This window comes from Klebsiella sp. BIGb0132 (genome assembly GCF_024810075.1).
GTDB lineage: Bacteria > Pseudomonadota > Gammaproteobacteria > Enterobacterales > Enterobacteriaceae > Klebsiella > Klebsiella terrigena.
The window spans coordinates 1,112,405-1,135,160 of the sequence record NZ_JANUDW010000001.1; the positions used below are offsets into that span (position 1 = coordinate 1,112,405).

19 protein-coding genes are annotated in these 22,756 nt (G+C 58.8%); 9 read left to right on the forward strand and 10 right to left on the reverse strand.

The features are described from left to right. Positions 1-13: 13 nt before the first annotated feature. From M2416_RS05130 to M2416_RS05140, 3 genes are all read left to right on the forward strand, one after another. Positions 14-496 (forward strand): L-2-amino-thiazoline-4-carboxylic acid hydrolase, encoded by a 483-nt coding sequence (locus tag M2416_RS05130; RefSeq protein WP_041144439.1) that lies wholly within the window; start codon positions 14-16, stop codon positions 494-496. After that, entirely contained in the window at positions 493-1,722 is a 1,230-nt protein-coding gene (locus M2416_RS05135) for a Zn-dependent hydrolase (RefSeq protein WP_259222482.1), read from the forward strand. Before M2416_RS05130 ends, M2416_RS05135 begins: the two co-directional genes overlap by 4 nt. Positions 1,723-2,041: 319 nt before the next feature. Next, on the forward strand, positions 2,042-3,739 hold the full coding sequence (locus tag M2416_RS05140; RefSeq protein ID WP_259222483.1) for a GGDEF domain-containing protein: 1,698 nt from the start codon (positions 2,042-2,044) through the stop codon (positions 3,737-3,739). Positions 3,740-3,783: 44 nt separating this feature from the next. On the opposite strand, the gene M2416_RS05145 is transcribed toward M2416_RS05140, so the two are convergent. The 7 genes from M2416_RS05145 to M2416_RS05175 form a co-directional block, all read right to left on the reverse strand. Beyond that, positions 3,784-4,806, reverse strand: a complete 1,023-nt coding sequence (locus M2416_RS05145) for an ABC transporter permease (RefSeq protein ID WP_175636947.1) — start codon at positions 4,804-4,806, stop codon at positions 3,784-3,786. 19 nt (positions 4,807-4,825) lie between these two features. Continuing rightward, positions 4,826-6,310 carry a sugar ABC transporter ATP-binding protein gene (locus tag M2416_RS05150; RefSeq protein ID WP_259222485.1) on the reverse strand — a complete coding sequence of 495 codons (1,485 nt, stop codon included), beginning with the start codon at positions 6,308-6,310 and terminating at the stop codon, positions 4,826-4,828. A 33-nt stretch (positions 6,311-6,343) separates the two neighbouring features. After that, a complete protein-coding gene (locus tag M2416_RS05155) occupies positions 6,344-7,267 on the reverse strand; it encodes a sugar ABC transporter substrate-binding protein (RefSeq protein ID WP_041147543.1) in 924 nt (307 codons plus the stop codon). Between the two features lie 452 nt (positions 7,268-7,719). Then, positions 7,720-7,887 (reverse strand): hypothetical protein, encoded by a 168-nt coding sequence (locus M2416_RS05160; protein ID WP_259222487.1) that lies wholly within the window; start codon positions 7,885-7,887, stop codon positions 7,720-7,722. Positions 7,888-7,959: 72 nt separating this feature from the next. After that, a complete protein-coding gene (locus M2416_RS05165) occupies positions 7,960-8,304 on the reverse strand; it encodes a DNA breaking-rejoining protein (protein ID WP_259222488.1) in 345 nt (114 codons plus the stop codon). Between the two features lie 134 nt (positions 8,305-8,438). Next, positions 8,439-9,371 (reverse strand): LysR substrate-binding domain-containing protein, encoded by a 933-nt coding sequence (locus M2416_RS05170; protein ID WP_041144432.1) that lies wholly within the window; start codon positions 9,369-9,371, stop codon positions 8,439-8,441. 158 nt (positions 9,372-9,529) lie between these two features. Beyond that, a complete protein-coding gene (locus M2416_RS05175; protein WP_259222491.1) occupies positions 9,530-10,024 on the reverse strand; it encodes a DUF1097 domain-containing protein in 495 nt (164 codons plus the stop codon). Positions 10,025-10,288: 264 nt separating this feature from the next. On the opposite strand from M2416_RS05175, the gene M2416_RS05180 reads away from it, so the two are divergent. The 6 genes from M2416_RS05180 (at position 10,289) to M2416_RS05205 (ending at position 17,196) form a co-directional block, all read left to right on the forward strand. Next, the gene (locus tag M2416_RS05180) at positions 10,289-10,894 is read left to right on the forward strand and encodes an ankyrin repeat domain-containing protein (protein WP_259222493.1); all 606 of its coding nucleotides are present in this window, start codon (positions 10,289-10,291) and stop codon (positions 10,892-10,894) included. A 39-nt stretch (positions 10,895-10,933) separates the two neighbouring features. Further along, complete coding sequence (locus M2416_RS05185) at positions 10,934-11,809, forward strand: oxamate carbamoyltransferase subunit AllH family protein (protein WP_259222495.1); 876 nt, start codon at positions 10,934-10,936, stop codon at positions 11,807-11,809. After that, positions 11,787-13,334 (forward strand): acyl-CoA synthetase FdrA, encoded by a 1,548-nt coding sequence (gene fdrA, locus M2416_RS05190; RefSeq protein ID WP_259222497.1) that lies wholly within the window; start codon positions 11,787-11,789, stop codon positions 13,332-13,334. The genes M2416_RS05185 and fdrA overlap by 23 nt, the downstream gene beginning before the upstream one ends. Then, positions 13,334-14,752 (forward strand): YlbE family protein, encoded by a 1,419-nt coding sequence (locus tag M2416_RS05195; protein WP_259222498.1) that lies wholly within the window; start codon positions 13,334-13,336, stop codon positions 14,750-14,752. Before fdrA ends, M2416_RS05195 begins: the two co-directional genes overlap by 1 nt. Before the next feature lie 80 nt (positions 14,753-14,832). After that, positions 14,833-15,783: a carbamate kinase family protein gene (locus tag M2416_RS05200; protein ID WP_259222500.1), complete on the forward strand. Its 951-nt coding sequence runs from the start codon at positions 14,833-14,835 to the stop codon at positions 15,781-15,783. Positions 15,784-15,807: 24 nt separating this feature from the next. Continuing rightward, positions 15,808-17,196 (forward strand): amidohydrolase family protein, encoded by a 1,389-nt coding sequence (locus tag M2416_RS05205; RefSeq protein ID WP_259222502.1) that lies wholly within the window; start codon positions 15,808-15,810, stop codon positions 17,194-17,196. Positions 17,197-17,275: 79 nt separating this feature from the next. Here M2416_RS05205 and lysS read toward each other — a convergent pair whose 3' ends face one another. The 3 genes from lysS to cadA form a co-directional block, all read right to left on the reverse strand. Then, the gene (lysS, locus tag M2416_RS05210; protein WP_041144424.1) at positions 17,276-18,793 is read right to left on the reverse strand and encodes a lysine--tRNA ligase; all 1,518 of its coding nucleotides are present in this window, start codon (positions 18,791-18,793) and stop codon (positions 17,276-17,278) included. Between the two features lie 258 nt (positions 18,794-19,051). Further along, positions 19,052-20,524 (reverse strand): dipeptide permease DtpD, encoded by a 1,473-nt coding sequence (dtpD, locus tag M2416_RS05215; protein ID WP_195709729.1) that lies wholly within the window; start codon positions 20,522-20,524, stop codon positions 19,052-19,054. A gap of 59 nt (positions 20,525-20,583) precedes the next feature. Beyond that, positions 20,584-22,731, reverse strand: coding sequence for a lysine decarboxylase CadA (gene cadA, locus M2416_RS05220; RefSeq protein ID WP_259222505.1), 2,148 nt, complete (start codon positions 22,729-22,731; stop codon positions 20,584-20,586). Positions 22,732-22,756 lie beyond the last annotated feature (25 nt).

The window sequence follows — 22,756 nt, forward strand, 5'->3', positions numbered from 1 at the left end:
GTGAGGCAATGTGATGAGTGATAATAATGAGCTGGGCATTCTTGCCCGCCGCAAAATTGAAGCAGAGATAATCAAGCCGATTTACGACATCCTGGTCCGCGAGATAGGCAAAGCGCGCGCCCAGGCGGTCATCGGCGAGGCGATTGAGAACGCCGCCATCGAGGCAGGGAAAGCCTTTGCCGACCAGGAGCCCAACGGCGCGGATATTCAGAGCTTTGTCGCCCTGCAGTACCTGTGGGAAAAGGACAATGCCCTAGAGGTCACCGTGCTCGACGCCGACGACCGGCAGTACAACTACAACGTTAATCGCTGCCGCTACGCCGAAATGTATCACCAGATGGGCCTCGGCGAGATTGGCCACCTGCTCTCCTGCGCCCGCGATGACAAGTTTATCGTCGGCTACGCCCCGGAGGTTGAGCTGACCCGCACGACGACCATTATGCAGGGCGCACCGTGCTGTGATTTCCGCTACCGCGTAAAGAAGGACCCATCATGATAACCGTCAACGGCGAGCGCCTGTGGGCCACGCTAAACGAAATGGCAACCATCGGTGCGACGCCCGCCGGCGGCGTCACCCGGCTGACGCTGAGCGAAGAGGACCGTCGGGCCCGGGATCTGCTGCGCGACTGGGCGCTGGCGGCGGGGTTTGGCTACCGGGTCGATAGCATGGGCAATATGTTTATCCGCCGGGCGGGAAAAAACCCGGCGCTGGCGCCGGTGTTGACCGGTTCGCACGTTGACTCCCAGCCGCTGGGCGGGCGCTATGACGGTATTTACGGCGTGCTGGCGGGGCTGGAGGCGCTGCGGGTGCTTAACGAGCGCGGCGTCGAAACCGAGCGCGATATCGTGCTGGTGAACTGGACCAACGAAGAGGGCGCGCGCTTTGCCCCGGCGATGCTCGCCTCCGGCGTGTGGGCCGGGCAGTTTAGCGAAGAGTGGGCCCTTGCCCGGGAAGATCGCAGCGGCGTCAGCGTCGGCGAGGCGCTGGAGGCGATCGGCTATCGCGGCCAGCACCCGACGGCGGCGTTTCCCCTGCACGCCTGCTACGAGGTGCATATCGAACAGGGGCCGATTCTGGAAGACGAAGGGATTGATATCGGCCTGGTGCACGCGGCGATGGGCCAGCGCTGGTTCAACGTCACCCTGACCGGCTTCGCCGCCCACGCCGGTACCACGCCGATGAACAGCCGCCGCGATGCGCTGACCGCTTTTGCCGAGCTGGCGCTGGCGGTGGAAGAGATCGGCATCGCCCGCCAGCCCGACGGCCGCGCGACGGTCGGCACGCTGCAGGTAACGCCCGGGTCGCGTAACGTGGTGCCCGGCCGCGTGGAGTGCAGCGTCGAGTTTCGCCACCCGCAAAGCGACGCCCTCGAAGCGATGGAGCTCGCGCTGCGCCGCGCCGCCGCGGCGCTGGGCCAGCGCGGCGTCGCGGCAGAGGTCGAGCGTATTTTTGACTACGCGCCTATCGCCTTCGACCCCGACTGCCTGGCGCGCAGCGAGCGGGCCGCCCTGGCGCTCGGCTACAGCGCGAAACGGATGGTTTCCGGCGCCGGACACGATACCTGCTATATCAGCAAAGTGGCCCCAGCCAGCATGATATTTATCCCCTGCGAGAAGGGAATTAGCCACAATGAGGCCGAAAACATTCTCCCTCTGTGGGCCGAAAAAGGGGCCAACGTCCTGCTTAACAGCCTGCTTAGCGCCGCGTGCGAATCCTCCTGATCCCCGCCTGTCGTCATAGCGAACAGATTGCGCATGGCGACAAACGCTCTCCTCTCCGGGGGCCGCATGGCGCGCCCGCGGAGAGGAAAACCCCAGCATAAATAAATTAAAACAGCACCTTACCCGGCGCTTAAAGACGTTTATTTTTGGATTTTCTGCTAAAATCAGCAGGAAGATCGCCTATAGTATGGCCAATGTACGCAGGGAAAGAAGCGGTGTCTGGCGGGCTTAAGGTCAACGTGCCGGGCACGCTGCCGGGTCATACTCGCCGCGAAAATAGCCTGATGGGATCGCCTCTTACTGCTGACGCCGGGTACGTGTGAAAACGAAAAAAAAAGCCGCCGCATCGTCCAACGTACTCCGCTATATCTGGGGGTCTGCGTTAGCGACAATCTGTTTAACCACCATTCTCTCCTTCTGGCTGCTCTCCGGCTCATGGTCGATGTGGAAAAGCGCGCATAACAACGTTATTCAGTTCGATATTTTTTACCGCGTCCTGCAGGTCTCCAACGATTTAGCCGGCGAACGCGCCTTCGTTAACGAGCTGGTATTGAGCCCGCTGGCGGATAAAGAGCGGCAGTGGCAGGCGCTGGAGGCCCACCGCCGGGTCACCGATCGCGATATGCAAAGCATCCCGCAGCACCTGCTCTCCCCCGAGCTGATGGTGGAAATGCAGCATCAGCTGGCCCACGCCAGGCGCCTCGCCGATACCTTCCGCAGCCGGGAGCTCGGCGATCCGGCGACGGCAGAGCACGCCATCCGCGATATGGTAGTGGCGACCGACTTTTACCATCAGGCGCTGTTTGAGCGCACCGCCGAGTTTTTACTGCTGGAGCCCAGCGCGCTGGGGCCTATTCTGCGCGCCCAGGCGCTGGGCGAGCTGCGCGACGCCACCGGCAGGCTCGGCTCGCAGCTGCTGATCCCGCTGGCAACCCAAACAAAAATTCCCCAGGCGAACCGCGAAGGGATCACCCGCGGCATTGAGCGGATTAATACCGCCTGGTGGCTGCTGCAAACCCAGGGCGACGAGGCGAGCTATATCCCGCACTTTCAGCGCCAGTTGGAGAATACCCGCCAGGCCTTCGAAACGCAGGGGATTGGTTTAATTAATCGCTTAAAAGAGGAGAGCGACGGCAATCAGCCCTACAGCATTAGCGCCGAGCGCTTCGCCATTGATTATCACGCCAGCCTCGGTGCTTTTGATAATCTGCTGAATACCTATATGACCGGCGTCAAAAAGCACTACACCGCCAGCGAGCGCCGGGCGCTGCAGAGTTTGCTCATCCGTTCGCTGGTGCTGACCCTGGTCTACGCCCTGACGATCGCGATGATTTTCTATATTCGCTCGCGGGTTTTGCGCCCTATTCTGCGCTTAAATAATATTGCCGCCGATCTGATCGCCGGCAAGCAGGCGCACGTCCAGATCGATGACGACACCGCGGAAGAGGTGCAGGAGCTGTTCTCATCGCTCGGCACCCTTGGGAAAAAGCTGCGCGAAGATGCGCGCATCAGCCGCCAGTACCAGCGCCAGTCGGAGGAGGACCCGCTCACTCACCTGTTTAACCGCCGGGCGTTCAATAGCCGGGGCGAGGCGCTGCTGCGTCAGTCGAGCGAGGCCCTGAGCGCCTGGCTTATTATGCTGGACGTCGACCGCTTCAAGTCGATTAACGATAGCTGGGGGCACCCGATGGGCGACGAAGTGCTGGTGGCGTTGGCCAAAACGCTGAGCAAGTTTAGCCGCCCGAGCGACGTCGTGGGTCGCCTCGGCGGCGAGGAGTTTGCGGTGCTGTTTCTGGCCCCGACGGCGCAGGACGTTGCCAGCTACGCCGCGCGTATTCAGCATGAAATCCGCAAGCTGACCTTCCACACCAGCGGCGGTGAGACCTTTAAGGTCACCGCCAGCTTCGGGGTTTCTCAGGGCTGGCAGTGCCCGCTGGAGGAGCTGCTGTCGCGGGCAGATAGCGAACTGTATAAGGCGAAAAACAGCGGCCGGGACCGGATCTGCGGCCTGCCCTGAGCGCGGGCCGGAAGCCTGCGCTCGGGCACTGCCGATGAGGTGGGCTAGTGCTTCTTACGGTTACGGCGCATATCGATGGTCACCGCGGCGACAATAATGATGCCCTTAATAATATCCTGCACGTAGGCATCGACGCCGACGAAGGTGAAGCCGCTTTTAATCAGCCCCAGAATCACCGCCCCAATCAGCGTTCCGGTAATCCGCCCAACGCCGCCCATCAGGCTGCTGCCGCCGATCACCGCGGCGGCGATGGCATCCAGCTCATAGGACATCCCCATGCTCGACTGGCCGCTGCTGACGCGCGCGGCCAATACCACGCCGGCCAGACCGGAGAGCGCGCCGGCAATGGTGTAAACGATGACCAGGTACTTGTTGACGTTGATGCCGGACACTTTTGCCGAGGTCATGTTGCCGCCGATGGCGTAGACGTATTTACCGTAGCGGGTATGCTTGAGCGCGATATGGAACAGCGCGGCGATGACGAAGAAGATAATGACCGGCATCGCCCCCTGACCCACGGCGGTAAAGCTGTCGGACAGGAAGCTAATCGGGTTTCCCTGGGTGTAATACTGGGCGAGACCGCGCGCGGAAACCATCATCCCGAGCGTGGCGATAAACGGCGGGATCCCGGTGCGGGTCACCAGAAAACCGTTGGTTAACCCACAGAGCAGACCGACGCCGATCCCGGCAAAAATGGGGATCGCCGCCGGCAGGTTGACCAGCGAGGGAAACATCGGCGTGAGGCTGTCCGAGGTCTGCGCCAGGCTTGCCGCCACCACCGCCGCAAGGGCGATAACCGAGCCGGAGGAGAGGTCAATCCCGGTGGTAATAATCACCTGGGTCACCCCCACGGCGATAATACCGATAATCGCCACCTGTAAAACGATCAGCACCAGGCGGTTGCTATTCATTAAAAATGATTGGTCGCGAACGAACCAGCCGGCAATTTCAAACGTCAGGGCAATCGCCACCATGACGATAAATATCCCGGTATCTTTCGGCATTTTATGCCGTAGCTGACTCAAGAAAGAGGGTTTCTCATTTACGGGAGCTGCGGTCAGTTTCATATTGCTCATTCTCTACGCCTCAATTGGATGCCAACGACAAAATGGTTTCCTGATCGGCCTCATCTTTTTCAAGGATGCCGGTAATACGCCCTTCGTGCATGACCATCACGCGGTCACTCATCCCGAGGATTTCCGGTAGCTCAGAGGAAACCATAATCACCGCGACGCCACGGTTCGCCAGTTCGCTAATCAGATGGTAAATTTCAGCCTTTGCGCCCACGTCAATACCGCGGGTCGGCTCATCGAGAATTAATATTTTGGGCTGGGCTAAAAGCCAGCGGGCAATCAGTACTTTTTGCTGATTACCGCCGCTGAGGTTATTAATAATTTGATCCATCGTCGGGGTTTTAATATTCAGACGGCGGATCTGCTGCATACAGTCCTCCGCCATTTTCACATGCTTAACAAACCCGCTTTTGCCGACATATTCCGGCATATTCACGATGCTCATATTCTCCAGCACCGACAGGACGAGGAACAGGCCGGACTTTTTGCGATCCTCGGTCAGCAGCGCCATCCCCTTTTCGATGGCGACGGAAGGAGAATTTATCTTCACCGGGACGCCATCAATCAGCACCTCGCCCTCGTCAAAGCTCTCCATACCGAACAGGCACTCCATCACCTCGCTGCGCCCGGCCCCGACCAGCCCGGCAACGCCGAGGATTTCGCCGCGCCGCACGCTGAAGCTGACGTCATCAAAGTAGCCCTTGCGCGACAGATTGCGCACGCTCAGGACATCCTCGCCGATCGTATTATTGAATTTTGGGAACAGCTGGGTTAATTCTCGCCCGACCATCTGAGTGATTAACGACTGGCGGGTATATTCCGCCGTCTGCTGGCTGGCGACCCAGCTGCCGTCACGAAAGACGCTGATTTCATCGGTAATAGCAAAAATCTCATCCATCTTATGGCTGATATAGATGATGGCTTTGCCCTGCGCGCGGAGGTCGCGAATAATCGTAAACAGGTGCGCCACCTCCCCTTCGGTTAACGCCGAGGTCGGCTCATCCATAATCACGATATCGGCGTTCCACGAGACCGCTTTAGCAATTTCCACCATCTGCTGGGCGGCGATGCTCAGATCGCCCACCAGCCGATCGGCGGAGAGGCGAATATTGAGCTTATTCAGCAGCGTCTGGGTCTGGCGGATGAGCTGGCGATGATCGACGAAGCCGTACTTCATCGGCTCGCGGCCGAGCCAGATATTTTCCGCCACCGTCATATGCGGCACCAGATTAAGCTCCTGGTGGATCATCGAGATCCCCGATCGCAGCGCATCCATGGTGTCCTGAAACTGAACCGGCTGGCCTTTGACTTTTATCGCGCCCTTATCGGGACGGTAAATCCCGATAAGGCATTTCATCAGCGTGGATTTACCGGCCCCGTTTTCGCCCATCAGCGCGTGTACCGTTCCAGGGCGCACGCGCAGTGAGACATTATCGAGCGCCTTCACGCCGGGAAAGAACTTGCTGATACCTTCGGCTTCTAGGGCAAAAGCGTTCATAGAAAAACCTCCGTACCGCTGGGCCTGGGATCGTTATTTTTGGTTGCGGCTGACGAAATCAGACATGTTTTCTTTGGTGATCAGCTGGTAGGGAACGTCGATGACCTTTTCGACTTTCTCACCGTTAGCCAGCTTGATGGCGGCGTTGACCGCGCCCTCGCCCTGCCCCTTCGCGTCCTGGAAAATCGTGGCGATCATCTTGCCGTTTTTGAGCATCTGCAGCGCGTCGGGGGTGCCGTCAACGCCGGCGATCAGAATGTGGTTCGGGTTGCTGCCCAGCGCCTGCAGCGCACCGATGGCCATTTCATCGTTGTTTGAGGCAATGGCCTGGATATCTTCTCCGCTGGTCATCCAGTTGCTCACCACGTCGACCGCGTCGTTACGCATAAATTTGGCGGTCTGCTTCTGCACGATTTTAATATTCGGGTATTTCGCTACCACCTCTTCCACGCCCTTCGTCCGATCGCGGGTCGATTCATTGGCCAGGTCGCCCAGCAGGATCGCCACGTTTCCTTTACCGTTCATCGCCTTCGCCAGCGCTTCCATCTGCAGGCGCCCGGCGAGGACCGAATCCGAACCGACGTAGGCCATTTTGTCCGTCAGCGGCAGCTGCGGGCGACGGTTAACGAACACCAGCGGGATACCGGCTTTGGTCGCCTGATCGATAATCGGTTTCACCGCGTTGGTGTCGACCGGGGCAACGATGATGGCATCAACGCCCTGACCGATGAAGTTCTGTACCTGCTGCAGCTGCTGCGCCACGTCGCCCTTTGCGTCTTCAACCTGCGACTTAACGCCATCTTTTTGCATCTCTTTTTGCATGGCATTACGCAGGATGGTCAGAAAGTTATCATCAAAAAGCGCCATCGAAACGCCGACGGAGATATCTTTTGCCATAACAACCGCAGGCAACATACAGGCTAACAAAGAGGCAACAATCGTTTTCTTGATATTCACAGTTGATCCTTGAGCGTCGTTGATACGCCAGTTCATTGAGATAAATGAAAGATTCATTTCATTAAAAACGGGTCAAACACCTGCCTGTCCTTCGGCCAGAGAACGCGTCTCCGCCAGCGCCGTCGGCTTATCTTTTGCCACAAACCGCTAAAATCGGTTGATTTATAATGAATTATTAAAACAGTAGTTCATTAATCATCTCTGGTTCGGAGCACTCTATTTCAGTTCCTTTGTTTCATTAACAACTTATTTGAAACTTTTATAATTAAATAACTGAAATGAAAATTTTAAAACTACGCAGTAACAGAACTTTGACAGATATCTAACATTGCTGCATAAACGAGCGAAAAATGAGAGGCAACCAGCAGTTTGCTCACGAGCCGAGGGCGCGGGACTGGCATTCAGCAGGAGATGATTTGATTGGGGAATCATTCATGAATGGACAAGCTTTATCATAGACAGACGCGGGAGAGCGTCGCCGCCGGCTGGTTCTGCAAACCATTCATCAGGCCCACGCCTCGATCCGCACGATCGCCTTTCAGGCTGCGGATACTGCCCGCGCGCTGGCTGCCGCTGGGGATCGCGGCGTTGAGGTGCAGATCGTCGTGGATACGCGACACAGCTGCGCGAAGGCCAGCCGGGTGGCGATGAAATAACCGCCCGCAGGCGGTTGGGGTTGGGGCTAGGGCTGGCTAGTGGATAATTTTAAACGTCAGCTCATAGGGGCTGGTTTTTCCCTCATCGCGCGCGCCGCCCATCTGGTATACGCGAACGGTATATTTGCCGCTTGTCGCCAGGCGCTGCTCAAAATCGCCGTCGCGCATGGCGCCATTAAAAATCGTTTCATTGGCGGGGTTAATGACGTTGAAATAGGGATGGTGGGCGCCGCGTTTCATATTGACGCGCATCGTCTGGCCTGCCTTAGCCACCAGCGTATAGTCTTTTACATCGGCTCCGCTCACCGCATTATGAATAGTGGTACCGCTGGTGCCTTTATCGAAATGAATCGGCTGGGTATTTATTTTATAACTTGCCATCGATACTACTGGCGTTAATAAACAACCAGCACAGATCAGGCTACCAACAATTAACTTAAATTTTTTCATTTAATTAACACCTTATGTTTTTATACGCGCTGTTATATCACATAAAGCGGCCGGGCCTGCTGCCATTATTTCCCGCGATGGAGCAAATCCTGATAAATAGCGGTCAACACGCCGCCCGGACGAAACTCCTTTTTAATCCACTGGGTCACCTGTCCGGTCGCCGCGTGCTGGGTGGCGAGCAGCATTCCCGAGTCCTGGCGCGGGTTGTGGATCTGACGCGTGACCAGCAGCCGCTCGTCCATCGCTTCATTGACCATATAATCCGGCAGGAAGCCAATTCCCTCGCCGAGGATCTGGCACTGGCACTTGGTATTAAAATCCGGCACCAGGATCGCCTCCTGGCCATGCAGCAGCCAGCCGACCTTTTTATTAATCGTATTCGCGGTGTCTTCCACCATGATATTCGGATAGAGGCGCAGCTGGCTTTCGGAGATCGGTTCCGGCATAAACGCCAGCGGGTGATCCGGCGCAATAGCGAACACCCAGCGAATGGCGCCGATTTCGGTGTAATCAATACCGCCGCCGTCGAGCAGCGTATCCGGCGCGCCGATGGCAATATTGGCCTGGTTATTAATAATGGCGTCCCAGACGCCGTTGTAGACCTGGGTGGTGACGGTTATCTGGCAGGTGGGGAACTGTTTTTTAAGCACCTGCAGCAGGCGCGCGGTGTGCCGCGGGGTATAGAGCAGCTGATTAATGCAGATTCGCACCCGCGCCTCGATGCCCTGGGCGATAGTATCGATGCTGCGCTTGATGGCGTGGAAATCGTTCAGCAGGTCGGTGGCTTTGCGAAAAAGGTAGTAGCCGGATTCGGTGAGCTCAATGCTGCGGGTATTGCGGGTAAACAGCACCACGTCCAGCCCGGTCTCCATGCGCTTAATGGTGTAGCTGATGGCGGAGGTTGTGAGCCCCAGCTCATCCGCCGCCTTGCTAAAACTGCCAAAGCGCGCCGCCGTGGTGAACGCCTGCAGATTCTCTTCGGTAAAAATTGAGTTCATTTGCCCGCTCCTGCTCTCGTCAACCGGCCATCCGTTAGATCCTCATGCTGAATGTATTTGCCTGCTGGATGATTGGGCAACCATTTTTGAATAACTTTTAACGCCACGCTCACAATCGGCCTGAAAGAACGCGGGTCCTCTCAGGCCGCAGCGGCGCTTCAGGCTTCGGGCTTCGACGTCGCTTCGCTCAGCCGACGGCCGCTATATTCGGAAATGAGGCCGACGCAGTTGCCGGCAAAAAAGCCCAGCAGCGTCACCGGCCAGTTGAGCCCGGAGGCGAAGAACAGCGTCATGCCGAGGAAGCCGCCGGGGATAAACGAGGTCAGAGAAAACCGCCCCTGCCAGACGATCGCCGCCGAGAACGGCACCGTGACGATGACGCTGGCCCAGAAGCCCGATATGCCGCTCAACGCGGCGAGCCAGCCCGAGGCCAGCGCCGCAAGAAACGCCCATACCACCCCGGAGTAGTTAACAAACAGGCTCCTGACGAACCCCGCCTTACCCCCGCCCGCGGCATAAAAACTGCAGAAGGCCACAAAGCCAATCGTGCCTAATAATTCCCAGCCGTGCTCAAGCCCAACGTGTGAGGAGATAAGCTGCCAGACGCCAGCGCTAATTCCGACAGTAATCCCCGTAGCCGTGAGTCCGTTCATCTTGTCCTCCTCCGGATAATTGTTTCCAGGCGTCGTTATTACCTTCGGCAACTATATATAAATAAAACCCGATTGCATTAAGGGGAATACGAAGAAACCAGCAAAGGGTGCACCACCGCACAGCCTGCATCTATTATTAAATAATATTCAACAATCAGCCGCTTTCCGGCGAATAAATTTTAAGCGGGTTCTTTTATCATTTTTTCATTGCTATCCTCAGCCCATCAACCAAAATCGTCAGCGCAAATTATCCGGAGCCGGTTTATGTCCAGGGAAAATCTCATCACTGAATACCTGTTAGCGGCGGAGCAAGGAAACCTCGCACAGTTAAAACAGTGCCTGCTCAAGGGCGTTAATATTAATAGCGCTAACCGCCACGGCCAGACCGCCATCGTCCTCGCCAGCTTACATCAGCACTATGACTGCGTGGCGCAGCTTATTGCTGCGGGGATCGATATTAATAAACAGGACCAGACCTGTTTAAACCCCTTCCTGATAAGCTGCCTGAATAATGATTTAACGCTGCTGCGCTTAATTCTTCCCGCCGCTCCGAACCTCAACTGCCTAACGCGTTTTGGCGGCGTCGGCCTGACGCCGGCCTGTGAAAAAGGCCATCTGGCGATCGTCAAAGAGCTGCTGACGCAGACCGGGATTAACGTTAATCATACCAACTTTGTCGGCTGGACGCCGCTGCTGGAAGCCATCGTGCTCAACGACGGCGGCAGCACGCAGCAGTCGATCGTTGCGCTGCTGCTGGAGCACGGCGCCAGCCCGCATATGACCGATAAATACGGCAGAACTCCGCTGGAGCTGGCGCGGGAAAAGGGCTTTAGCGCAATAGCCCGCCTGCTGACTGCCGCGGGCGCCTAACCGAGGAGAACCGCTATCGACACCTCCAAACGGCGGTGTGTGCAAGCGCTAACTGCGGACGAAAGGTTTCTCGCGCAGCGCGGCAGCGGACGGGTTGAACAGCGCTTTTCCCGGGCGGTAAACCTGTTTGTTCCGGGTCCGCAGCGGATGCTGACGCTGCTCTGCGCAGATTACGACAACGCGCCCAACAGCTGTAGGTTGGCACTCACACACTTTGACAACCTGTTCCGGCCCGGCCAGCCGGTTCGCTTTCTTGATTCAGGCATTGCGTTTGGCGAGAGCGGATGGATAGAGACCTCGCAATGCCGGCGCTGGCAAATGACCAAACCCACGCTGAGCGACGAGCGCCTGCGGCATATTCCGTGGCGGCGCTGGAGCCAAACGCTCCGCCAGCAGCTGCACGACGATGAAACCTTATTTCTCTATCGCGGCAATAATCCTTTTCATCAGGAAATTAGCCGGCAATTACAGCAACGCCGCCGCGCTTTATTAGCGGCCCTGCAGCAGGGAGATGAAATTACGCCGACGGTGTCCTCTATGCTGGGGCTGGGTATTGGCCTGACGCCGTCGGCGGATGATTATCTGGTTGGCCTCAGCGTTATTTTATTGCTCCCCGGACATCCGGGCGAAAAATACCGGAATGATTTTTTATTGGCCCTGCAGCGTGCCGGGAATAATACCACCCCGCTCAGCGCCATAACCTTAGAAGCCGCCTTAAACCAGCGTTACCGAGAAAGTATTGCGCGATTTATTCATTATTTACTGAATGAACCAGCGTCCTTTTCTATCGAGGCTATTGCCGATATTAAAAATATTGGCTCAAGCTCCGGCTGCGACATGCTGTACGGCATGGCGGACGCCTGCGCCCTGAGCCAAACGTATGGAGGAAATTATGTCAGTCAAAATAATCGTTAAGCCGAATACCTATTTTGATTCCGTTTCGCTGATGTCGATTTCGACCCGGGCCAATCAGCTCGACGGCGTAGAGCAGGCGTTCGTGGCGATGGCCACGGAGATGAACAAAGGGGTGCTGAAAAATCTCGGGCTGCTGACGCCGGAGCTGGCCGGGGCGAAAAACGGCGACCTGATGATCGTCATTAGCGGTCGCGACGGCGCGGACAACGAACAAACCCTGGCGGCCATCGAAGAGCTGTTCCACAACAAGGCGCAGAGCGGCCAGCATGAAGCCCGCTACGCGACGCTTGCCAGCGCCAAAAAGCATCTCCCCGAGAGCAATCTGGCGGTGATTTCGGTCAACGGCCTGTTCGCCGCCCGGGAGGCCCACCAGGCGCTGCAAAACGATCTTAACGTCATGCTGTTTTCCGATAACGTCACGCCGGAAGAGGAGCTGGCGCTGAAGCAGCTGGCCCATGAAAAAGGCCTGCTGATGATGGGGCCGGACTGCGGCACCGCCATCATTAACGGCACCGCCCTGTGCTTTGGCAACGCGGTGCGCCGCGGCAATATCGGGATTGTCGGCGCCTCCGGCACCGGCAGCCAGGAGCTGAGCGTTAGGATCCACGATTTCGGCGGCGGTGTGTCGCAGCTTATCGGCACCGGCGGGCGCGATCTGAGCGAAAAAATCGGCGGACTGATGATGCTGGACGCCATCGGGATGCTGGAAGACGATCCGCAGACCGAGATCGTCGTCCTGATCTCAAAACCCCCGGCTCCGGCGGTGGCGCGCCGGGTCATTGAACGCGCCCGCGCCTGCCGCAAGCCGGTGGTGGCCTGCTTCCTCGGCCGCGCCGAAGCGCCTGCGGATGAGAGCGGCCTGCAGTTTGCCCGCGGCACCTACGACGCGGCGCTGAAAGCGGTCGCGCTCTGCGGCATTACGCCGGCGGGCAGCGATCGCCTGGCGGCGGATCGGGCGCTGATTGCCGACGTTCGCGCACGCCTGACCCCGCAGCAGAAGTATATTCGCGGCCTGTTCTGCGGCGGCACCCTGTGCGATGAAGCGATGTTTGCGCTGCTGGAACACGAGGCCGAGGTCTACAGCAATATTCAGCCCGACCCGGCCCTGCGCCTGACGGATATCAACCGCAGCGTCGGACATACCTTCCTCGACTTCGGCGATGACGACTTCACCAACGGCAGGCCGCACCCGATGATCGACCCGACCAGCCGCATCCAGCGGCTATTGCAGGAGGCGCGCGATCCGCAGGTCGCCGCTATCGTTATGGATTTCGTGCTGGGCTTCGGCTCCCACGAAGATCCCGCCGGCGCGATGCTGGAGGCGATCAAGCAGGCGCAGGCCATTGCCGCCGCCGACGGGCGCCCGCTGGCGATCCTCGGCTACGTGCTCGGCACCGACCTCGATACCCCTTCCCTGGAACAACAGCGCCGCCGGCTTAGCGATGCGGGCGTCATTCTGGCCAGCAGCAGCAGCCATACCGGCCTGCTGGCGCGTGAATTTATCTGCAAAGGAGAGAAAGCCTGATGAGCCAGCCACTATTCAACCAGCCGCTGAACGTGATTAACGTTGGGATCGCCCTGTTCAGCGAAGATCTGAAAAAGCAGCACGTCGCCGTTACCCAGCTCGACTGGACGCCACCGGGCCAGGGCAATATGCAGGTCGTGCAGGCGCTGGACGCCATCGCCGACTCCGCGCTGGCCGACAAAATCGCCGCCGCCAACCGGCAGGCGCTGGAGCGCATTATTCAGTCGCACCCTGTGCTGACCGGCTTCGATCAGGCCATTAACGTGGTTCCCGGCATGACCGCCAAAACCATCCTCCACGCCGGGCCGCCGGTCAAATGGGAGCAGATGTGCGGCGCGATGAAGGGCGCGGTGACCGGGGCGCTGGTGTTCGAAGGCCTGGCGCAGGATCTGGACGAGGCCGCAGAGCTGGCGGCCTCCGGGGAGATCATCTTCTCACCGTGCCACGAGCACGACTGCGTCGGCTCAATGGCGGGGGTCACCTCGGCCTCAATGTTCATGCATATTGTCGAGAATAAAACCTACGGCAACGTCGCGTTTACCAACATGAGCGAGCAGATGGCGAAGATCCTGCGCATGGGGGCCAACGACCAGAGCGTGATCGATCGCCTTAACTGGATGCGCGACGTGCAGGGGCCGATGCTGCGGGAGGCGATGAAGATCGTCGGCGAAATCGACCTGCGCCTGATGCTGGCCCAGGCCCTGCATATGGGCGACGAGTGCCACAACCGCAACAATGCGGGCACCACCCTGCTGATTCAGGCGCTGACGCCGGGCATTATCCAGGCCGGCTACTCCGTTGAGCAGCAGCGCCAGGTCTTCGAGTTTGTCGCCAGCAGCGACTACTTCTCCGGCCCGACGTGGATGGCGATGTGCAAAGCGGCGATGGACGCGGCCCACGGTATTGAGTACAGCACCGTGGTCACCACCATGGCGCGCAACGGCGTCGAGTTCGGCCTGCGGGTCAGCGGCCTGCCGGGAGAGTGGTTTACCGGCCCGGCCCAGCAGGTTATCGGCCCGATGTTTGCCGGCTATAAACCGGAAGACTCCGGGCTGGATATCGGCGATAGCGCGATTACCGAAACCTACGGCATCGGCGGCTTTGCGATGGCGACGGCGCCGGCTATCGTCGCGCTGGTGGGCGGCACGGTTGAGGAGGCTATCGACTTTTCGCGCCAGATGCGTGAAATCACCCTCGGCGAAAACCCCAACGTCACCATTCCGCTGCTCGGCTTTATGGGCGTCCCGACCGCCATCGATATTACCCGCGTCGGCAGCAGCGGCATTCTGCCGGTGATCAATACCGCCATCGCCCATAAGGATGCCGGGATCGGCATGATCGGCGCCGGCATTGTCCACCCGCCGTTCGCCTGCTTTGAAAAGGCCATTTTGCGCTGGAGCGAGCGTTACCTCGCTTAGCCAGGGGTTCCCGGGGGCGGCGCTCCCGGGCAACGGCGAACAACCATAACTCTCTTACCCTCTGTAGCGGAACCCGGACAATGAAAGAACTCGTGGTCGTTGCCATTGGCGGCAACAGCATCATCAAAGATAACGCCAGCCAGTCGATTGAGCATCAGGCCGAAGCCGTGAGAGCCGTGGCGGATACGGTCCTGGAGATGCTGGCATCGGACTATAACATCGTGCTCACCCACGGCAACGGGCCGCAGGTTGGGCTGGATCTCCGTCGCGCCGAAATCGCCCACGAGCGCGAAGGCCTGCCGCTCACCCCGCTGGCCAACTGCGTTGCCGATACCCAGGGCGGCATCGGCTATCTGATCCAGCAGGCGCTCAATAATCGTCTGGCCCATCGCGGCGAGCAGAAGGCGGTCACCGTCGTCACCCAGGTTGAGGTGGACAAAAACGATCCCGGTTTTGCCCATCCCACCAAGCCGATTGGCGCATTTTTTAGCGCACCCCAGCGCGACGAACTGCAGCTGGCGCATCCCGACTGGCGCTTCGTCGAAGATGCCGGGCGCGGCTATCGCCGGGTGGTGGCCTCGCCGGAGCCAAAGCGCATCGTTGAGGCCGAGGCGATTAAAACCCTCACCCGCCAGGGCTTCCTGGTGATCGGCGCCGGCGGCGGCGGTATTCCGGTCGTGCGCGGCGAAGGCGGCGATTATCAGAGCGTGGATGCGGTCATCGATAAAGACCTCTCCACCGCGCTGCTGGCGCAGGAAATTCACGCCGACGTGCTGGTTATTACCACCGGCGTTGAGAAGGTGTGCATTCATTTTGGCAAAGCCAACCAGCAGGCGCTGGGAACGGTGACGGTCGGCGAGATGACCCGCTATATGCAGGAGGGCCACTTTCCGGCGGGCAGCATGCTGCCGAAAATCGTCGCCAGCCTGGCCTTCCTGGCCCACGGCGGCAGCCGGGTCATTATTACCACCCCCGAACGCCTGCCCGCCGCGCTGCGCGGGGAAACGGGCACCCATATTGTGCATAACTAACGGCGCATAGCTTAAGGAAGAAAGATGAATAACGACAATAGCCGCCGGGAGTTTCTCACCCGCAGCGGGAAAATAGCCGCCGCCGCGGCCCTGCTCGGCGCAGCGGCCCCCTCCGCCTACGCGGACGGCAGCAGCCCGGCCGCCTGCAGCGATCCCCAGGGGACCACGAGCCTCGGCGATAAACACTACTACCTCGACAACGTGCTGCTGGAGAGCGGCTTCGAGTATGAAAACGGGGCGGTGGTCCATACCCGCACCGAGCTGCAGACCCTGGAGATTCGCGACGGGAAGATAGCGGCCCTGCGGAGCAATAAAAGCCATCCCGATGCCGCCCTCCCCCACTACGACGCGGCGGGCATGCTGATGCTCCCGGCGATGCGCGACATGCATATTCACCTCGATAAAACCTTTTACGGCGGCCCGTGGCGCTCCCTGAACCGCCCGGCGGGCACCACAATTCAGGATATGATTAAGCTTGAGCAGAAGCTGCTGCCTGAGCTGCAGCCCTATACCCAGCAGCACGCAGAGAAGCTGATCGATCTTATCCAGTCCAAAGGCTCCACCGTGGCCCGCAGCCACTGCAATATCGAACCGACCTCGGGACTAAAGAACCTCGAAAACCTGCAGGCGGTGCTGGCGCGGCGCAGTCCGGGATTCGAATGTGAAATCGTCGCCTTCCCGCAGCACGGCCTGTTGCTGTCGCACTCCGAGTCGCTGGTACGCGAAGCGATGCAGGCCGGGGCGCACTATGTCGGCGGCCTCGATCCGACCAACGTCGACGGCGCAATGGAGAAGTCGCTCGATACGATGTTCCAGATAGCGCTGGACTATGACAAAGGGGTGGATATTCATCTGCACGAAACCAGCCCGGCGGGCGTGGCGGCGATAAACTACATGGTAGAAACCGTGGAGAAAACCCCGCAGCTGAAGGGCAAGCTGACCATCAGCCACGCCTTTGCCCTGGCGACCCTCAACGAACGGCAGGTCGCGGCGATTGCCGAGCGCATGGCGGCCACGCAGATAACCATCGCCTCAACCGTGCCGATCGGTACCCTGCATATGCCGCTGAGCCAGCTGCGTGAGAAAGGCGTGTTTGTGATGACCGGTACCGACAGCGTTATCGATCACTGGTCGCCGTACGGCCTCGGCGACATGCTGGAGAAGGCCAACCTCTACGCCCAGCTCTACATTCGCCCGAATGAGCAGACGCTCTCCCGTTCGCTGGCGATTGCCACCGGCGACGTGCTGCCGCTGAACGATAAGGGCGAGCGCGTGTGGCCTAAAGTCCAGGACGACGCCAGCTTCGTGCTGGTTGACGCCTCCTGCTCCGCCGAAGCGGTGGCGCGTATTTCGCCACGCGCCGCAACCTTCCACCGGGGCCGAATGGCCTGGGGCAGCGTGGGCCGCGCCTGACGGCCATCGGCTCAGACAGGCGGACATAAAAAAGCCCCGGGACGCCGACGCGCCTCGGGGCTTTGCTTTTTACGGTCGCTTATTTCTGCGGACGCATCGCCGGGAACAGGATCACGTCGCGGATGGTGTGGCTGTTGGTAAACAGCATCACCATTCGGTCGATACCAATGCCCAGACCGGCAGTCGGCGGCAGACCATACTCCAGCGCGGTCACGTAGTCTTCGTCATAGAACATCGCTTCGTCGTCGCCGGCGGCCTTGGCGTTCACCTGGTCGAGGAAGCGCTGCGCCTGGTCTTCGGCGTCGTTGAGCTCGCTGAAGCCGTTGCCGATTTCACGTCCGCCGATAAAGAACTCAAAGCGGTCGGTGATCTCCGGATTGGCGTCGTTACGCCGCGCCAGAGGCGACACTTCTGCCGGGTACTCGGTGATGAAGGTCGGCTGAATCAGGTGCGCTTCCGCCACTTCGTCAAAGATTTCGGTGACGATGCGGCCCAGGCCCCAGCTCTTCTCAACGTTGATGCCGATAGATTCGGCAATCGCTTTCGCCGCGTCGAAGCTATCGAGATCCGCCATCTCAGTTTGCGGACGATATTTCTTGATAGCCTCGCGCATGGTCAGCTTTTCAAACGGCTTGCCGAAGTCGAAAACCTGGTCGCCGTAAGGCACTTCGGTTTTACCCAGCACGGTCTGCGCCAGGGTGCGGAACAGCGACTCGGTGAGTTCGATCAGATCTTTGTAATCCGCGTACGCCATATAGAGTTCCATCATGGTGAACTCGGGGTTATGGCGCACGGAGATGCCTTCGTTACGGAAGTTACGGTTGATCTCAAAGACGCGCTCGAAGCCGCCAACGACCAGGCGTTTAAGGTACAGTTCCGGCGCAATGCGCAGGTACATGTCCATGTCCAGCGCGTTGTGGTGGGTGATAAACGGACGGGCTGACGCGCCGCCCGGGATCACCTGCATCATCGGGGTTTCGACTTCCATAAAACCGCGAGCCACCATGAACTGACGCATCGTCGCGAGGATCTGCGAGCGTACTTTAAAGGTGTGGCGCGAGGCGTCATTGGAAATCAGATCCAGATAGCGCTGGCGATAGCGCGCCTCCTGATCCTGCAGGCCGTGGAACTTATCCGGCAGCGGGCGCAGGGCTTTGGTCAGCAGACGCAGCTCGCTGCAGTGGATAGAGAGCTCGCCGGTTTGGGTTTTGAACAGCTTACCGCGGGCGGCGATGATGTCGCCGAGATCCCACTTTTTAAACTGTTCGTTGTAGACGCCTTCCGGAAGATCGTCACGCGCCACGTACAGCTGGATGCGGCCGCCAACGTCCTGCAAGGTCACGAAGGAGGCTTTACCCATGATACGACGGGTCATCATGCGGCCAGCCACGGAGACTTCAACGTTCAAGGAGGTGAGCGCTTCGTTGTCCTTGCCGTCAAATTCAGCGTGCAGCTGGTCAGAGGTATGGTCACGGCGAAAATCGTTCGGGAACGGGATACCCTGCTCGCGCAGCGCAGCCAGCTTTTCACGACGGCTTTTCAGTTCATTATTAAGGTCAATTGCCTCATCGGCACTTTGTGCTTGTTGTTCAGACATGTTGGTTCCTCATAACCCTGCTTTCAAACTTGCTTCGATAATTGAACCAGGTCACCCTCCGGCGCGGCCCGTCTCAGGCGTTATCGCCGGAGAACAATCTTAACGAACCTGGCTTCACTTCCGGCCGATCTCACTCAGCCATCGCTTCACTAACGATTTTTTATCTTAGGCTTCCGCACCAGCCAGAATATCCTCCTCCTGATTGTTGAACGGTGCAAGGAGCGCATGCCGCTCCCGCACCTGAGATAGCCTCAGGCCTTACGCGCCGCCGCCGGGAATTTCTCCGGCGGCGCGACGTTTGCTAAGGCTGCAGGTTGCGGCAAACGCCAGCAGCACGATCGCCGCCACGCAGCCGAGCGTCCATGCGCCCATCTGGGAGAAAAAGTGCTGATAAGCGGCAATGGCCGTTTCGCTGATTTGCGATTCGGTGGTCTGCTGCGCCACCATCCCCGCCAGCCAGTTGGCGACCGCGCCGGTGGCGAGCATGTAAATACCGGTCAGCACCCCGGTCACACCGGGCATGTTGAGGCGGGTAATCTGCGCCATCGCCACCGGGTCGATAAACAGCTCGGCAAACCCCATCAGCGCCAGCCCGCCGACCATCAGCCCCATTGAGGCCTGGCCGTCGACGGTTGCGTGGCGGGCGTTAAGCGCCAGCAGCATAAATCCGCAGCCCATCAGCACCAGGCCAAAGGCGAATTTCAGCCATACCCGCAGCGCGGAGCGGGTGGCGCCTTCCGGGCGCATCAGCCACGCCAGCGCCACCCCCGCCGCCATCACCGCCACCGCGTTGACCGACTGGAACAGCGCCGTCGGCACTTCAATATTCAGCAGGCGACGGTTAACGAAGTGGTCGATAAACAGGCTAATCGAGCTGCCGCCCTGCTGCGCCAGAACCCAGAACAGCGTCCCGGTCAGCATCAGCAGAACGATTTGCCACAGCGCTCGGCGGTGCTGCGGGGAGGCGATCATGATCCGCGCGACCATCTGGGCGGCAAACACGCAGACGATCGCCAGCAGATAGCCGGACCAGTTATTTTGCAGCAGCAGCGTAAAGAACACCGGCGCTACGCACAGCATCACCACCAGCCAGCCCCAGGTCGGCAGCACAAACTTCACCGCCCGCAGCGCCTGCTTGTCGACGCCGCGGGTGTGGCGGAAGTAGCGGCTGCCGCTTAAGAAAATCAGCAGACCGATAAACATGCCGATCCCCGCCAGCGCAAAGCCGATGTGCCAGCCGTACCACTGGGCGGTCAGCCCGCAGGCAATCGGCGCGGCGATGGAGCCGACGTTCCCCGCCGCGTAGAGCAGCGAAAAACCGCCGTCGCGACGAGGGTCGTCAACGGCGTAGAGCTCGCCGAGCAGGCAGCTGATGTTGGATTTGAACAGACCGTAGCCGCAGATGATGATCGCCAGCGCGAGGTACAGGCTCCAGGTTGCATCGGATTCGACGCCGAGCACCACGTGGCCGAGCGTCATCAGCAGCGCGCCGGCAATGACCGCCGTGCGGTTGCCGAGCAGGCGGTCGGCAAGCCAGCCGCCGAGAATAGGGGTAACGTAAACCAGAGAGGCGTAGGCGCTAAACAGGCTGATCGCGTGGCTGTCATCAAAGCCAAGCTGATGGGTGAGGTAGAGGATAAGTAGGGCACGCATGCCGTAAAAGCTGAAGTATTCCCAGATTTGAATCGCTACGATGTAATAGATCGCGCGCGGCTGTGAGGGTGTTTTCATGAGGTCTCCTTGCAGCGTGAAAAAGGGAAGTGGCAGGCCACTTCCCTTTGGTGCTTCAGTTACTTGGTGTTTTCGTCTTTCAGCACCTTAACGGTGTAGCGACCATCCGCCTGACGATATGCGCCGTGGATATCGGTTTCGAAGCCCGGGTAGTGGGCGCCGATTTCGCACAGCATCTGCAGGAACTCCAGCACCGGACGGCTCTCTTCGGTGATCATCTCACCCGGCATGACCAGCGGAACTCCCGGAGGATACGGCAGGATCATGTTGGCATTGACGCGACCAACCATCTCTTCGAGATAGACCTCTTCGGTCTGACCGTGCAGCTCTTTCTGGAACGCGGCGTACGGCGTCACCATCATTTTTGGCAGCACTTCGAACGCGCGGAACATCAGGTCCGGCAGGTTGTGATGCTCGACCAGCTTGTGAATGTTCTGTGCCAGCTCCTGAACGCGCATGTTTTCATAGAATTCAGGATCTTCGCGGTACAGAGACGGCAGCATGTTTTTCACACGCAGGTTGAGGTCGAACGCGCGTTTGAAGTCGGTTAGCGTGCGCAGCAGGCTCAGAGCCTTAGTTTTGTCGATACCAATGCTGAACAGGAACAGCAGGTTGTACGGGCCGGTTTTCTCGACCACGATGCCGTGTTCGTCGAGGTATTTCGCCACGATGCTGGCCGGAATACCGAACTCATCCATGGTGCCGTCTTTTTTCATCCCCGGAGTCAGCAGAGTGACCTTAATCGGGTCGAGGTACATGTGCTCGTTATCGATGTTTTTGAAACCGTGCCATGCGCTGTCGGAGCGCAGCGGCCAGCATTCGGCGCCGTCGATATGCTCCGGCTGCCATACGTCGAAGAACCAGCCTTCAGACTCGCCTTTCAGACGCTTGATCTCTTTACGGAACTTGATTGAACGCTCAATAGAGCCGTCGATCAGACGCTTACCGGCGTTGCCTTTCATCATCGCCGCGGCGGTTTCGGTGGAGGCCACGATCCCGTAGTGCGGAGAGGTGGTGGTGTGCATCATGTAGGCTTCGTTAAAGGTTTCTTCGTTGATGTCACCTTTCACGTGGATCATTGAAGCCTGGGAGAACGCCGCCAGCAGCTTGTGGGTGGACTGGGTTTCGTAAATAATTTTCCCTTCCACGCGGCCGCCGCTCATCCCGCATTTACCGGCATAGATTGGCGAGAAGTTGGTGTAAGGCACCCACGCTGAGTCAAAGTGGATGGATTTAACATCGAGGGTTTTCTTGATGAAATCGGTGTTGTACAGCAGGCCATCGTAGGTGGAGTTGGTGATAACCGCGTGCACCGGCCAGGTCGCGTTCGGGGTCTCTTTAACGCGCTTCGCGATGGTTGCGTGCTGGAATTCGCTCTGCGGGATGCCGCCGAGGATACCGTAGGCGTTACGGGTCGGGCGGAAGTAGATTGGCGTAATGTCGCTCATCATCATCAGATGGGTCAGCGATTTGTGGCAGTTACGGTCAATCAGCACGGTGCTGCCGGCCGGAGCCGAATACATACCGACGATTTTGTTGGCGGTAGAGGTGCCGTTGGTCACCATGTAGCTGCGTTCAGCGTTAAAGACGCGGGCGATATACTCTTCCGCTTCTTTGTGCGGGCCGCTGTGATCCAGCAGGGAGCCCAGCTCAGAAACCGAAATCGAGATATCCGACTTCATGGTGTTCGGGCCAAAGAAATCGTAGAAGATGCTGCCTACCGGGCTTTTCTGGAAGGCGGTACCGCCCATGTGGCCTGGGGTACAGAAGGTGTATTTGCCTTCACGCACGTATTTGAACAGCGCCTTGGTCAGCGGCGGCAGAATCGCATCGATATACTCATCGGTGTTCTGTTTGATTTTATCGGCGATGTCGTCAGCCGCGCCCAGCGCATATTCGAAGAAGCGAACCTGCATCCGCAGATCGTTGAGACTGACGTCCAGCGTGGAGTAGGTGTTGGCGAAGGCGTACAGCGGCATATATTCGTTCAGCTTGCTGATCTCTTCGCACAGCTCAAGATTGTATTTATCCCAGTCAAAGATAACGCCGCACAGGCGGGAGTTATTTTCGATAAGTTTCAGTAAATCTTCGCGGTCGTTCGGATAGACAATACGGAAGTCCAGGCGTTCAAGGGCACGATGCAGTTCACGGATAGGCTCTTCTTTAAAGTAGACGCCCATGTGATTCATGATTGCGATAACGTTCATAGTCAAATCTCCAGATAGAGAAAGC

Excerpts from the sequence above, each read along its gene's own strand:
- M2416_RS05130 (WP_041144439.1), top strand. The coding sequence starts at position 14 with ATGAGTGATAATAATGAGCTGGGCATTCTTGCCCGCCGCAAAATTGAA.
- cadA (WP_259222505.1), bottom strand. The coding sequence starts at position 22,731 with ATGAACGTTATCGCAATCATGAATCACATGGGCGTCTACTTTAAAGAA.
- M2416_RS05150 (WP_259222485.1), bottom strand. The coding sequence starts at position 6,310 with ATGAACGCTTTTGCCCTAGAAGCCGAAGGTATCAGCAAGTTCTTTCCC.
- M2416_RS05180 (WP_259222493.1), top strand. The coding sequence starts at position 10,289 with ATGTCCAGGGAAAATCTCATCACTGAATACCTGTTAGCGGCGGAGCAA.
- dtpD (WP_195709729.1), bottom strand. The coding sequence starts at position 20,524 with ATGAAAACACCCTCACAGCCGCGCGCGATCTATTACATCGTAGCGATT.
- M2416_RS05195 (WP_259222498.1), top strand. The coding sequence starts at position 13,334 with ATGAGCCAGCCACTATTCAACCAGCCGCTGAACGTGATTAACGTTGGG.
- M2416_RS05170 (WP_041144432.1), bottom strand. The coding sequence starts at position 9,371 with ATGAACTCAATTTTTACCGAAGAGAATCTGCAGGCGTTCACCACGGCG.
- M2416_RS05175 (WP_259222491.1), bottom strand. The coding sequence starts at position 10,024 with ATGAACGGACTCACGGCTACGGGGATTACTGTCGGAATTAGCGCTGGC.
- M2416_RS05145 (WP_175636947.1), bottom strand. The coding sequence starts at position 4,806 with ATGAAACTGACCGCAGCTCCCGTAAATGAGAAACCCTCTTTCTTGAGT.
- M2416_RS05205 (WP_259222502.1), top strand. The coding sequence starts at position 15,808 with ATGAATAACGACAATAGCCGCCGGGAGTTTCTCACCCGCAGCGGGAAA.
- M2416_RS05200 (WP_259222500.1), top strand. The coding sequence starts at position 14,833 with ATGAAAGAACTCGTGGTCGTTGCCATTGGCGGCAACAGCATCATCAAA.
- M2416_RS05135 (WP_259222482.1), top strand. The coding sequence starts at position 493 with ATGATAACCGTCAACGGCGAGCGCCTGTGGGCCACGCTAAACGAAATG.
- M2416_RS05165 (WP_259222488.1), bottom strand. The coding sequence starts at position 8,304 with ATGGCAAGTTATAAAATAAATACCCAGCCGATTCATTTCGATAAAGGC.
- fdrA (WP_259222497.1), top strand. The coding sequence starts at position 11,787 with ATGTCAGTCAAAATAATCGTTAAGCCGAATACCTATTTTGATTCCGTT.
- lysS (WP_041144424.1), bottom strand. The coding sequence starts at position 18,793 with ATGTCTGAACAACAAGCACAAAGTGCCGATGAGGCAATTGACCTTAAT.